Here is a 14,012-nt window from a genome sequence, read left to right as displayed (position 1 = left end):
TCAACAATTCCTTTTACGGCTGGATCAGGAAATACAATTCTGATATCGCCAATACTATATAAGGAACGCATCATTAAAGGCTGAACATTATCTTTAGTTACAGTTCCTTTTAATTTATCTGCCATTCGCATAAATTCCCCTTCAAAAGGAGTTTGAATCGTATATTTTTCACCTTTTGTATTGATGTTGATTGCGCCGTCGGTTTGTTTATTCAGGGCAAACAATACATTATGAATGTTTTGAACTTCACCTTCTTTCAGGAAATGTTCTTCACGTCCGCCTGCTCCAGCTTCAACCAGTTTAAGGTATAAAGTACCGTTTACAGTTGGTTTTATAGTTTCTTTAGCTCCCATAATATAATTGACGTAACTCACTTCAAAAGGAGTTTCGTCAAATTTACCTGAAAGTGTAAAATCGTTGTTGGTTACCGGAGAAAACAATAAAGCTTTATCAAAAACTCTGCGTTTCATTTCGCCTTTGTATTCTCCATCTGCAAAAACAGTTAGGAATGTTTTATCTGAAAAAATTTGGTTTTCGGCAGCGCCTTCACGAATTGGCATCATTCCTTCATAACTAATATAACGCGTTATAAATGCTCCCAACAGAATAAAAATAAAAGCAATGTGAAGTATTAAAGTTGCCCATTTTTCTTTTTTATGCAATTGATAACGTTTGATATTTCCGAAGAAATTGATCATAAAAAAGACCATTATCGCTTCAAACCACCAGGTATTATAAATTAAAATTCGGGCTGTGTCTGTATTGTATTTACTTTCGATAAAAGTACCAACACCCATTGCGATTGCAAATGTTAAAAAAAGAACAGACATTAATCGTGTAGAAAACAAAAAAGAGAATATTTTTTTATCCATTTTTGAGGAATTACATTGTATAAAAGTGGCACAAAAGTACTTAAAAATGTTGAGTTCCAATATTTGAACTTTGTTAATAAAAACTAAAAAAAGGATATAAAATTAAATCGAATTCTTAAAAACAGGTGCTTAATTTTAGAAAGTTACAATCACTGATATGCAGATATATTTGATATTTGTCACTAATTTAGGTGATTATAGATTTTATAATGCTTTCATATAATTTGAAACCAAAGTCGGATCAATATTTAGCTTAAAATAGCGTTTGAATATCATTAACAAAATAATATTTTATTGAAAATCAGTTTGATCAGTTTAATCTGTGGTCAAACTTTATTTTCATAATTCTCTTTAAAAAAATTAATGCTAATTTTGCGCTATGATTCGAATAACGTTATTAGGTTCCGGAAATGTTGCACAACATTTGATAAAAGCTTTCGCTAAAAGCGAAGCTGTTGAAATTGTACAGGTATATTCGAGAAAAAAGGAAAATCTGGCTTCTTTAATCGATTTTGATAAAATTACAGATAATTTTGAAGACTTAAAAGAAGCTGATTTGTACATCATCGCAGTTTCTGACAAGGCTATTTCTGAGGTTTCCAAGCAATTACCTTTTCAAAACCGAATCGTAGTTCATACTTCGGGTGCGGCCTCTCTTGATGTTTTGGATATAAAAAATCGAAAAGGCGTTTTTTATCCGCTTCAGACATTTTCTAAAAGCAAAGAAATTGATTTTTCGACTGTTCCGATGTGCTTGGAAGCTGAAAATACTTTTGATTTTAAGGTTTTGGAAGCTTTGGCTAAAAGTGTTTCAAATGCCGTTTATGCCATTAATTCAGATCAAAGAAAGGCATTGCATGTTGCGGCGGTTTTTGTTAATAATTTCACCAATCACTTATATCAAATTGGACAGGAAATTTGCGCAGAACATCAGGTTCCTTTTGAAGTTTTAAGACCTTTGATACAGGAAACTGCCCAAAAAATAAATACGCTCGATCCTATTGATGCGCAAACTGGTCCTGCAAAACGAAATGATTTAACTACAATCGAGGCTCATTTAGATTATTTATTAAATGAAAATCAAAAGAATATCTATAAAATACTAACACAATCTATACAGAATAATGGCAAAAAGTTATAAAGAAATAATGAATGACATCACAACGTTTGTTTTTGATGTTGATGGCGTACTTACAGATAGTTCGGTTTTTGTAACCAATGAAGGAGAAATACTTCGCACAATGAATATTCGTGATGGTTATGCAATGAAAGCGGCGGTTGAAAGTGGCTATAATGTTTGTGTTATTTCTGGCGGAAGCAACGAAGGCGTTCGTATTCGTTTACGCAATCTTGGCGTTAAAGATATCCATTTAGGAACTCCGGACAAAGTAGCAACTTTCAAGGAATATACTGATACTTACAACATTAATCCCGAACAAGTATTGTATATGGGCGATGATATTCCTGATTATCATGTAATGAAATTAGTAGGATTACCAACTTGTCCGCAAGATGCAAGCCCGGAAATCAAAAATATCTGCCGTTATATTTCGCACGTAAAAGGCGGAAGAGGCGCTGCACGTGACGTCATCGAGCAAGTAATGAAAGTACAAGGAAAATGGATGGAACATTTTAGCGGGAAACTGGACTAGGTAATTGTTAATTATTAATTGTGAATTGTGAATTATTTTTGTAACAGTTTTCAGTTATTCACTTAACGCTATCTTTGTCAATGTTTTAAACTTTGACAAAGATTACGAAAGACAAAACCTTAGTGCCTCAGAACCTTTGTTCCTTTGAACCTTCAAAAAACTCAGAACCTTTGCTCCTTTTCCACTTTGAACCTATTTTAAAAAAAACCTCAGAACCTTAGTAACTTAGCCACTCAGTACCTCAAAAAAAATGAAATTCCTCAAACTCATTCGATATAAAAACCTTTTAATGCTTGCTTTTATGCAGGTATTATTTCGTTATGCATTTTTAAAACAGCAGAATATACCTTTGGCTTTAGCCGACTGGCAATACGCAATATTAGTTTTAAGTACCGTTTTATTGGCTGCTGCCGGTTATTTGATTAATAATATTTATGATGTTGCAACAGATTCTATCAATAAACCAAATGATGTTGTAGTGGGCAAAGGAATCTCAGAAACTGCCGCTTACAACATTTATATAGGTCTTAATATTTCGGGTGTTGCGCTTGGTTTTTTATTATCAAATATTATTATGAGACCAATGTTTGCTTCATTGTTTATTTTGATTGCATCATTACTTTATTTTTATGCTACGACCTTAAAGCAAATCATGATTTTAGGCAATTTTGTTGTTGCAGCATTACTTTCAGTAAGTGTTCTTATTATTGGGGTTTTTGATTTATTTCCTGCAACAAATTCAGAGAATCAGGCGCAAATGGCAAGTTTCTTTTCAATATTGACTGATTATGCTTTGTTTGCTTTTATGATTAATTTTATACGTGAAATAGTTAAAGATATAGAAGATGTAAATGGCGATTACAATCAAGGAATGAATACATTGCCAATTGCAATAGGAATTAGCCGCGCGGCAAAAATTGCTGTAGCTTTTGCTGTTGTGTCCTTTATAGTATGTTTACTTTATATCAATAAATACTTTTTTGACAACAATCTTTTTATCGCAACATTTTATGCATTTGCATTTGTTTTAGCTCCGCTTTTATACTTTATTGTAAAAATGGTTGGTGCAAAAGGCCAAAAAGATTATCATCATTTAAGTACCATTTTAAAGCTGATTTTGTTTTTCGGAATTTTATCAATTTTGGTTATAACCATAAATATTAAGTACAATGCTTAAAGAAAAATTAAAAAAATATACCTTAATATTAGCTTCGGGATCGCCTCGCAGACAACAATTTTTCAAGGATTTAGATCTTGATTTCGAAATTAGATTAAAAGACATTGAAGAAATTTATCCGCCAGAATTAAAAGCGGTTGAAATAACTGATTTTTTAGCTCAATTAAAAGCAAGCGCGTTTGATGGTGAACTAAAAGAAAATGAAATTCTGGTAACAAGCGACACAATTGTGTGGCACCAAAATAAGGCCTTAGGAAAACCAAAAAATGCCGACGAAGCTTTTGAAATGATCAAATCAATGTCAAATACTACACATGAAGTATTTACATCGGTTTGTTTTAAAACGAACTCCTCTTCTACCCTGATTAATGATGTGACAAAAGTTACCTTCAACGATTTATCTGATGAAGCGATTTTATATTACATCAAAAACTATAAACCTTATGATAAAGCCGGTGCATACGGAATTCAGGAATGGTTTGGTTTTATGGCAGTTGCAAAAGTTGACGGTTCTTATACTAATGTTATGGGCTTGCCAACAGCTAAAGTTTACGAATATTTGAGTACTTTAGTGTAAAAAAAAATATTTATGTTTTCTTTTAAAGAATATAGCCAGGAAATCTTTAGCACCATAATTATCATAGCGGTTTTAATAACGCTTAGGGTAATTATTGCAAAATTAATTCGCCGTTTTGCTCGTACAAGTCAATTACTGGAACACAGAACCAATCTGGTAATCAAGTATATTCATATTTTAATGAATATATTGGTAACGATTAGTTTAATTGTAATTTGGGGAGTTGATACAAAGGATATTTTTATAACAGTTTCTTCCATTACAACGGTTATTGGCGTGGCGATGTTTGCACAATGGTCTATTTTGAGCAATATTACTTCTGGAATGATTTTATTTTTTTCTTTTCCTTTTAGAATTGGAGATACCATTAAAATCCACGATAAAGATTTCCCTATCGAAGCTGAAATCGAAGACATTAGCGCTTTCCACGTTAATTTAAGAACGAAAGAAGGCGAAAGAATAATTTTTCCAAACAATCTTTTACTTCAAAAAGGAATCTCGATTATGCAGCCACATTATGAGGAAAAAGAGTTTTTTGATTAAAGTTATTCTAATCTTTGGCAAACTTTTTCTCTCAGATTTAGCAGATAAATCAGATTTTTCAAAAAAGAAAATTTGCGCTAATTTGTGTAATTTGGGTAAAAAGTTTCACGCAGATTTAGCAGATAAGGCAGATTTTTTAAAAGTCACTTTAATCATTCAATCTTTAGAAAAAGAAAATTTGCGCTAAATTTGTGTAATTTGTGGTAAAAAAGTTTCACGCAGATAAAGCTGATTCCTAAAATCTTTTTAATCATTTTAATCTGTGGCAAAAGAAAAATTTACGCTAATTTGTGTAATTTGTGGTGAAAAAAGTTTCTCGCAGATTTAGCAGATAAAGCAGATTTTTTAAAAGTCATTTTAATCATTCAATCTTTGGCAAAAGAAAATTTGCGCTAATTGTGTAATTTGTAGTGAAAAAAGTTTCACGCAGATTTAGCAGATAAAGCAGATTTTTCCAAAAATCATTTTAACCTGTGGCAAAAAATTCGAGCTAATTCGCGATATTCGTGTTGAAAAAAATTTCACACAGATTTAGTAGATAAAGCAAATTTCCTAAAATATTTTTAATCATTTTAATCTTTAGCAAAAGAAAATTTGCGCTAATTTGTGTAATTTGTGGTAAAAAAGTCTCATGCAGATAAAGCAGATTTTTCAAAAATCATTTTATCTTTTTAATCTGTGGCAAAAAATTCGAGCTAATTCGTGATATTCGTGGCAAAAAAAATCACATAGATAAAGCAGATTTCTAAAAACCTTATAATCATAATGGGAATTTTATAAACTATTAAGAGAAAGCTAAAACGTTATATTTTAATAAAAATATAATATTTGCTTTACCAATTTCTAGTTTTTACTAATTCACCCAAAACAATGATCCGCACCATAAAATTACCGTTTTATGCTAAACTTGCCTTTATATTAGTTAGCTTTATTTCTTTCGCTTTTATATTCTGTCTTGGAAAAGACATTATTACGCCGGTATTAATGGCGTTTTTATTTGCGGTATTATTAGTACCCATTTTCACCTTTTTAAATACCAGATTAAAATTTCCCCGACATCTTGCAGCAGCTTGCTGTATTTTAATTTTTGCAGCTTTTATTGTAGGGATTTTAGTCTTTATATCCTATCAGGTTAGTGATATTGCGAATGATTTTGACACAATAAAAAAGAATGCAAATACTTTTATAACTGATATTCATAAATTTGTAAAAGATAGCTTTCATGTAAGCATTGGCGAACAAAAAAAATATATTGATACCGTTGCTAAAGATTCTGTACAAAACGGAAAAGCAACCATAGGATCTGCAATATTATCCATAACAGATTTACTTGTAGATTGTACCATTATCCCAATTTATACTTTTTTATTCCTTTTATATAAAGATCACTTTATTCTGTTTTTGGCCAAATTGGTTGATAAGGAAGATCATGCTACATTAAAAGGAATCTTATCACAAATAAAAGTTTCTATTAATAATTACATTGTCAGCCTTATTCTTGAAATGATAGTCGTATCAGTTTTAACAAGTTTAGGACTTTGGATTATCGGAATCAAATATTTTATATTGTTAGGATTGATCACAGGAATTTTGAATTTAATTCCATACATCGGAATTTTAATTGCTGGTATAATAACCGTTATAGCGTCTTTGACAGGTTCTGCGGAAATGTCAGTTATTTTAGGAATTTTAATTGTAAATGTTATTGTTCAACTGATAGACAACAACTTACTTGTTCCTTTAATCATAAATTCTAAGGTCGAAATCAATGCCTTTGTTTCAATTATTGGAATCATTGTTGGCGGCGCTTCGGCAGGAATATCAGGTATGTTTTTAGCTATTCCTCTTTTGGCCATTTTAAAAATAATATTTGACCGAATCGAATCTTTAGAACCGTGGGGTTATTTAATGGGAAATCATATGCCGAGAAGATTTACCTGGAGAATTCGAAAACTTAAGGTCGAAAACTAAATAGAATTCTATTTTTTACAAAATAGTCCTGTTAATTTCATATATTCATATTATAAAATAACTTTAAGCCAGCTTCTTTAAATAATGTCTATAAACAAAAATATAATATTTTTCATTTTGTTGTGCTTTTGCTTACAAAGTACGTATGGTCAAAAAGATAAATCTAAAAAAGATGGTCACGAGAAAAAAGACAGTATAGAAGTTTATACGAGAATTAAGAATTATTCTAAAAAAAATAAGTTTACCCAAACTTTGCACAAACTATTATTTAGAGGAAGCAAACCTCAAAAAAAAGAAATTCTGGTACAAAATGATACTACAGATTTTAGCGGAAAAATTATTCGGAATATAAATATTGTTACGCTTGATCCTTTTGGATATTCTATTTCAGATTCTACCCAAACGCCAAAAAACTGGGGAGAAAGAACCGGAAACAGATTGCATTTGAAGACCAAAAAAATAGCAATTAAAAACTTATTACTATTCAAACGAAATTCAGTTTACGATACTTATAAAGTTCAGGAATCTGAGCGTTTAATTCGTTCTCAGAAATATGTGACATCCGTTAGAATCACAAACAAACTAGTTGGTGCAGCCTCAGATTCTATAGATGTTACCATTCGGGTTTTAGATTCATGGAGTACAATTCCTAAATTTTCCCTTTCAAGTAATCAGGTTTCTGTGGGATTAAAAGAGAAAGATTTCTTTGGTTCCGGGCAACAATTAGAATATCGATTTGCCAATAGATTTGATGACGGACGTAACTCTAATGAAGTCACTTACACTATTCCTAATATTACAAATACATATATAGGAACGACATTATATTATAAAATGGACCTTGATAATAATTATAGTAAAACTATAAATATTGAACGGCTCTTTTATTCTCCCTTAACTAAATGGGCCGGTGGTGTTTATGTAGGTCAAAATTTTAGAAGAGATACTTTACAGGCACCTGATTTGTCCTATGCTTATCAGCCCTTTAAAAATAATTTTCAGGATTTCTGGGCGGGTCATGCAAGTAAGGTATTTGAAGATCAAAACGGAATCACCAATTTAGTTGCAACCGCACGTTTTTTGAATGTAGATGTTACTGAATCACCTTCAGCACTTTATGATCCTACTAATTTTTATTCTGATGAAAAATTAATTCTTGCCGGAATTGGTTTGAACCGACGTAAATTTATTAAGGACAATTTTATTTTTAGGAACGGACAAACCGAAGATGTTCCCATTGGGCGTATTTACGGGATTACTTTAGGATATCAGTACAAAAATACCTTTTGGCGACCGTATGTTGGCGGTCAGTTTTCTTTTGGAAATTATTACCGATTAGGATTCTTAAGTATGAATTTTGAAGCCGGAACATTTATTCAGGATTCCAAGACTTATCAAACCGCATTTTCAATAGAAACGAATTATTTTACAAAGCTTTACAAAATAGGAAGATGGAAATTGAGACAATTTGTTAATCCGAAAGTAGTTATTGGTGTAAATCGAGAAAATATTATTGGAGATCAATTGAATATCAATGAACAAAATGGTTTAGCGGGATTCAATAGCGCAATATACGGAACAGATAAAATGATTTTATCACTTCAAACACAAACCTATTCGCCGTATGCGGTATGGGGATTTCGTATAAATCCATTTTTTAATTATACAATTGCTTCATTAGGAAATCCAAATGATGCGATAGCGCGAAATAAAACCTACTCAAAACTAACGATAGGTTTATTAATTAGTAATGACTATTTAGTATTCAGTTCATTTCAACTTTCGCTGTCATACTATCCCACAATTCCATATCAGGGAGATAATGTATTGAAAACGAATACTTTTGAAACTACTGATTATGATGGAATGCAGAATTTTGAGTTGGCTAAACCAAGAGCCGTAGATTACAAATAGAGAAAGGAAATAATTTTTTTTTAAATTTTTAATCAATTCAGAACTTTTTAAAAATCAAATATTTACAAAATAACCTGCTATAAACTACTCGTTAAAAAGTATTTTTTATCCGACGAAATGCATTATGTTTTTATTTTTGGCACAGTATATGAATATCCCTAAACAGGAATAACATTTAACATTAAAACTAAACAAAATGAAAACAATAAAAATAGCAATCGCAGGTTTATTTCTTTTGGTTGCAAGTGCCACACAAGCCCAGGTTTCAATTAACGTTAACATAGGATCGCCTCCGGCCTGGGGACCTTCAGGATATGCTGAAACAGAGTATTATTACTTGCCGGATATTGAATCCTATTATGATGTGAGAGCTTCTCAGTTTATTTATTTTGGAGGAGGAAGATGGGTTAGAACAACTTATTTACCAAGACAATATAGAAACTATGATTTGTATGGAGGTTATAAAGTAGTTTTAAATGATTACCACGGCAGAACTCCTTACACCTATTTTGACCGTCACAGAGTAACTTATTATAAAGGATATCACGGAGCGCCACAAAGACCTTACAGACCAAGAGCGGTTTACGGTTATAACGAGCCTCGTTACGATCATAAAGAATACAAACATTATGATAAACATCATGACAACCACGATAGAGGTGATAGACATGATAGAGATGACAGACACGATCATGATGATCATCATGGACACGGTGGAAGAAGATAATCTATCACCATATAAAGAGAGTATCAAAATTTTTTGATACTCTCTTTTTTTATTAAAATTTCTTAAAAAAGGAAATCAATAACCAAACATTAACATTTCATTTAAATACTCTTCAAATATATTATTAGTATTTTTGAGCCACTTTCAAACATTTAACTACGCTATGCGAAAAATTAAAATTCAAATTCTTCTTATTTTTTTAGCAGGAATTTCCATTTCATTTGCACAACAACCACAAAAACCAACATCTGTCGAAATTTACAATCAAATCAAAAAACTAAACTTTTTAGGTTCGGTTTTGTATTTGGCAGCACATCCTGATGACGAAAATACCCGTTTAATCTCTTACATGGCAAACGAAATGAATGCCAGAACCGGTTATTTATCACTAACCCGCGGTGATGGAGGCCAGAATTTAATAGGTCCGCAATTGCGTGAATTATTAGGCGTTATAAGAACTCAGGAATTAATTGAAGCCAGAAAAATTGATGGCGGTGAACAATTTTTTTCACGCGCAAATGATTTCGGTTATTCAAAAAATCCGGATGAAACATTAGAAATTTGGAATAAAGACAAAGTTCTTGCTGATGTAGTCTGGACAATTAGAAAATTTCAACCGGACGTAATCATCAATCGATTCGATCATCGTTCTCCGGGAACAACGCACGGACATCATACATCATCGGCAATGTTGAGCGTAGAAAGTTTTAAATTGACAAATGATCCAAAAATATATCCTGAACAATTAAAATATGTAAAACCGTGGCAGGTAAAACGTCTGTTTTTTAATCCATCATGGTGGTTTTACGGAAGTCAGGAAAAATTTGATGCCGCTAATAAATCAAAATTCACCAAGTTAGAAACAGGAGTTTATTACACGGGAATTGGAAAATCAAATCAGGAAATTGCAGCTCTAAGCAGAAGCCGTCATCAATCGCAAGGTTTTGGAAGTACTGGCGCGCGTGGTCAGGAAACAGAATATTTAGAACTTATAAATGGAGATAATCCTAAAGATCGCGATAATTTATTTGACGGAATTGACACTTCATGGAACCGCGTTAAAAACGGAAAACCTATTGGCGATTTAATCACTACTATTATTTCAAAATATGATTTTAGCAATCCTTCAGCAAGTATTCCTGATTTAGTAAAAGCCTATTCTATGATTGAAGCTTTAGAAGATGATCATTGGAAAACATTAAAATCAACCGCAATAAAAAACATAATTGCATCTTGCTCAGGTTTATATCTTGAAGCTGTTGCAAGCGAACAGGAAGCAACGCCGGGAAGTACAATAAAAATAATCCTTGAAGCCATAAACAGATGTTCTAATGAAATGCAGTTGACCAGCATTACATCATTACCGGATAATAAAAATACGGTTCAGAATATTGCATTGAAAAATAATAACGATCAAAAAATAAATTTCCAGATTCAATTGCCAAATACTCTTGAATATACGCAGCCATATTGGTTAAAAGAAAAAGCAAGCGTAGGAATGTATACGGTTACAAATCAGGAAAATATTGGTATTCCTGATATTATCAGACAACTAAAAGTGGTGTTTAATATCAAGATAAATGGAGTTGAAATTCCGTTTGAGCGAACCGTTGTTTACAAATACAATGATGGAGTAAAGGGCGAAATGTACAATTTTCTGGATATTGTTCCTGAAGTTACAACATCAATTTTAGAAAAAGTTCTAATTTTTGGAAGTACAAAAAGTAAAATGATTCCTGTAAAAGTACGTGCCGGAAAAGATGCCATAAAAGGAAACCTGCAATTAGATTTACCCAAAAGCTGGAATGTTTCTCCAAAAGAAATTACTTTTAGTTTAGAGAAAAAAGGAAACGAACAAATTTTTTATTTTGAAGTTACACCACCCGTAAATCCTGAAGAAGCTGTAGCCAAAAGTATTGCAAATGTTGACAATAAACGTTTTGATAAAGATCAGACGATTATTGATTACAGCCACATTACAAAACAAATGGTTTTAAAACCTGCCGAATCTAAATGTATTCGAATTGATTTAAAAACAAACGGAGACGCCATTGCTTATATTATGGGCGCTGGTGACGAAGTTCCGGAAAGTTTAGCTCAAATGGGATATAAAGTTACGATCATAAAACCTGAAGAAATCACACCCGAAAAGCTGGATTCTTTTAATGTTGTTATAACAGGAGTTCGTGCTTATAATACTGTAAATGCTTTGGCAAATAAGCAAAATATACTTTTTAATTTTGTGAAAAGCGGTAAAAACATGATTGTGCAATACAATACTTACGGCAAAACTGTAACAGATCAAATTGCGCCTTACCCATTAAAAATATCAAATGATCGTGTTACAGAAGAAAATGCAAAAGTTACTTTTCTGGCGCCAAATCATCCTATTTTAAATACACCAAATAAAATCACTACAAAAGATTTTGAAGGCTGGACACAAGAGCAAGGTTTATATTATCCTGATCAATACGACGCTGCCTTCACTCCTATTATATCATCACACGACAAAGGCGAATCTCCTAAAAATGGAGCATTATTAGTCGCACCTTACGGAAAAGGATATTATATTTACACAGGTTTGAGCTTTTTTAGAGAATTACCTGAAGGTGTTGCCGGAGCATATCGATTATTATCAAATATGATTTCGTTAAAACAGCCTGTAGAAGCTCCGAAACAAGAATTAAAGAAATAAAACATTCAAAATATGGAAGCTAAAAAAGAAAAAAAATGGAAAAAAAGCTACACTTATGTTTTGGTAGCGAATGCAATTTACATTTTGATTTTTTTCTTAATCATGCAATTATACTCATAACCTATGCAACTATTTGATTGGATCGTACTTATTGTTACACTTTTATTTATTGTTGGGTACGGATCCTGGAAAACCAAAGGAAGTAAAAACGTCGAGGATTTTATTCTTGGCAATAACGAAACACCGTGGTATACGGTAGGACTTTCGGTTATGGCGACACAAGCCAGCGCCATTACTTTTCTATCAACTCCGGGACAAGCGTATCATGACGGGATGGGTTTTGTGCAGTTCTATTTTGGATTGCCAATTGCCATGATTGTTATTTGTGTGACTTTTATCCCCTTATATCATAAAAATAAAGTCTTTACAGCTTATGAATTTTTAGAGAAACGATTCGATTTAAAAACACGTTCACTGGCTGCGATATTATTTCTGGTTCAAAGAGGTTTAGGAACCGGACTTACCATTTATGCTCCTGCAATTATCTTATCAGCACTTTTAGGCTGGAATTTAACCCTGATGAATATTATGATTGGGGTTTTGGTTATTATTTACACTTTTTCCGGAGGAACAAAAGCGGTAAACGTAACCCAAAAACAACAAATGTTTGTGATTATGTCAGGAATGATAATTACATTTTTCCTGATTTTGCATTATTTGCCAAACGATATGACATTTACAAGCGCCTTACATATTGCTGGTGCAAATGATAAAATGAATATTGTAGATTTCTCTTTTGATCCTGAAGAAAAATATACGTTCTGGAGCGGAATTACTGGTGGATTTTTTCTTGCCCTCGCCTATTTTGGAACAGATCAATCTCAGGTTGGACGCTATTTATCCGGAAAATCGATTCGTGAAAGCCAAATGGGTTTAATCATGAACGGACTTTTAAAAGTTCCAATGCAATTTTTTATACTATTAACCGGAGTTATGGTTTTTGTGTTTTTTCAGTTCAATCCTGTTCCTTTAAATTTTAATCCGAATAATAAAATTGTAATTGAAAAATCAGCTTATAAAGAAGAATATCATAGCTTAGAAAAAAAACTAATTACACTTTCAGAAGATAAAAAAGTAATCAATTTATTGTACATCGACCAGTTGAATCAGGATTTTGATAATCCAATTTTGCGAAAAGAATTAGTCACTTTATCAAACAAAGAAAAAGATTTGCGTGATCGCGCCAAAGAAATCATTCTAAGAGCCGATCCAAACAGCGAAACCAACGATAAAGATTATGTGTTTTTTCATTTTATCCTGAATTATTTACCCAAAGGACTAATTGGTTTATTATTAGCCGTAATTCTATCAGCAGCAATGTCGTCAACGGCTTCGGGATTAAATGCGTTGGCATCAACAACGGCAATTGATATTTACAAACGAAACCTGAAAACCGAAAAATCAGATACACATTATCTTAATGCAACCAAGTTTTTTACTTTATTCTGGGGAGTTGTAGCGATACTTTTTGCCTGCGTAGGAACTTTGTTTGAGAATTTGATTCAGCTGGTAAATATTATTGGTTCTATTTTTTACGGAACCGTTTTAGGAATCTTTTTAGTTGGATTTTATTTGCGTCGCGTAAAAGCAAAAGCAATGTTTATAAGCGCTATTATTAGTCAAACAACTATATTTTTCATTTATTATTTCATGATTTACCGTCAGGAAAAATTAGGCTATTTATGGCTGAATTTTATCGGAGCCATTTTAACAATTGTATTGTCGTTGCTTCTTCAGGTTATATTTTTTAGAGGAGAAAAAGATACAGAGGAATTGATTGTGGAGTAATTAGTTCTATTAAAGTATTACATATATTAACTTAAA

The 14,012-nt window shown here is 32.1% G+C and carries 11 protein-coding genes and 1 pseudogene; 11 read left to right on the top strand and 1 reads right to left on the bottom strand.

Annotated features, from left to right (window positions below; all coding sequences use genetic code 11):
* Positions 1 to 872 (bottom strand): annotated as a pseudogene (locus ACHZDT_RS08015) (cytochrome C biogenesis protein); the annotation flags it as partial.
* A 379-nt stretch (positions 873 to 1,251) separates the two neighbouring features.
* On the opposite strand from ACHZDT_RS08015, the gene ACHZDT_RS08010 reads away from it, so the two are divergent.
* The 11 genes from ACHZDT_RS08010 (at position 1,252) to ACHZDT_RS07960 (ending at position 13,976) form a co-directional block, all read left to right on the top strand.
* A complete protein-coding gene (locus ACHZDT_RS08010; RefSeq protein WP_394774104.1) occupies positions 1,252 to 2,013 on the top strand; it encodes a Rossmann-like and DUF2520 domain-containing protein in 762 nt (253 codons plus the stop codon).
* Positions 1,997 to 2,524 (top strand): KdsC family phosphatase, encoded by a 528-nt coding sequence (locus ACHZDT_RS08005; RefSeq protein WP_394774102.1) that lies wholly within the window; start codon positions 1,997 to 1,999, stop codon positions 2,522 to 2,524. Before ACHZDT_RS08010 ends, ACHZDT_RS08005 begins: the two co-directional genes overlap by 17 nt.
* Before the next feature lie 250 nt (positions 2,525 to 2,774).
* A complete protein-coding gene (locus ACHZDT_RS08000; protein ID WP_394774101.1) occupies positions 2,775 to 3,701 on the top strand; it encodes a geranylgeranylglycerol-phosphate geranylgeranyltransferase in 927 nt (308 codons plus the stop codon).
* Complete coding sequence (locus ACHZDT_RS07995) at positions 3,694 to 4,278, top strand: Maf-like protein (protein WP_394774100.1); 585 nt, start codon at positions 3,694 to 3,696, stop codon at positions 4,276 to 4,278. Before ACHZDT_RS08000 ends, ACHZDT_RS07995 begins: the two co-directional genes overlap by 8 nt.
* A gap of 12 nt (positions 4,279 to 4,290) precedes the next feature.
* On the top strand, positions 4,291 to 4,821 hold the full coding sequence (locus ACHZDT_RS07990) for a mechanosensitive ion channel domain-containing protein (RefSeq protein WP_394774099.1): 531 nt from the start codon (positions 4,291 to 4,293) through the stop codon (positions 4,819 to 4,821).
* The gene (locus ACHZDT_RS07985; protein WP_394774098.1) at positions 4,814 to 5,008 is read left to right on the top strand and encodes a hypothetical protein; all 195 of its coding nucleotides are present in this window, start codon (positions 4,814 to 4,816) and stop codon (positions 5,006 to 5,008) included. Before ACHZDT_RS07990 ends, ACHZDT_RS07985 begins: the two co-directional genes overlap by 8 nt.
* Before the next feature lie 683 nt (positions 5,009 to 5,691).
* Positions 5,692 to 6,792 (top strand): AI-2E family transporter, encoded by a 1,101-nt coding sequence (locus tag ACHZDT_RS07980; protein WP_394774097.1) that lies wholly within the window; start codon positions 5,692 to 5,694, stop codon positions 6,790 to 6,792.
* Between the two features lie 84 nt (positions 6,793 to 6,876).
* Complete coding sequence (locus ACHZDT_RS07975; protein ID WP_394774096.1) at positions 6,877 to 8,706, top strand: hypothetical protein; 1,830 nt, start codon at positions 6,877 to 6,879, stop codon at positions 8,704 to 8,706.
* Positions 8,707 to 8,902: 196 nt separating this feature from the next.
* Positions 8,903 to 9,433 carry a hypothetical protein gene (locus ACHZDT_RS07970; RefSeq protein ID WP_394774095.1) on the top strand — a complete coding sequence of 177 codons (531 nt, stop codon included), beginning with the start codon at positions 8,903 to 8,905 and terminating at the stop codon, positions 9,431 to 9,433.
* A gap of 163 nt (positions 9,434 to 9,596) precedes the next feature.
* The gene (locus ACHZDT_RS07965) at positions 9,597 to 12,128 is read left to right on the top strand and encodes a PIG-L family deacetylase (protein WP_394774094.1); all 2,532 of its coding nucleotides are present in this window, start codon (positions 9,597 to 9,599) and stop codon (positions 12,126 to 12,128) included.
* A gap of 123 nt (positions 12,129 to 12,251) precedes the next feature.
* Complete coding sequence (locus ACHZDT_RS07960; protein WP_394774093.1) at positions 12,252 to 13,976, top strand: sodium:solute symporter; 1,725 nt, start codon at positions 12,252 to 12,254, stop codon at positions 13,974 to 13,976.
* Positions 13,977 to 14,012 lie beyond the last annotated feature (36 nt).

Origin of the sequence: Flavobacterium sp. (genome assembly GCF_043722275.1) — a bacterium.
Taxonomy (GTDB): Bacteria; Bacteroidota; Bacteroidia; order Flavobacteriales; family Flavobacteriaceae; genus Flavobacterium.
Note: the sequence above shows the minus strand (reverse complement) of the source record. Positions and strands in the feature narration are given on the sequence as shown.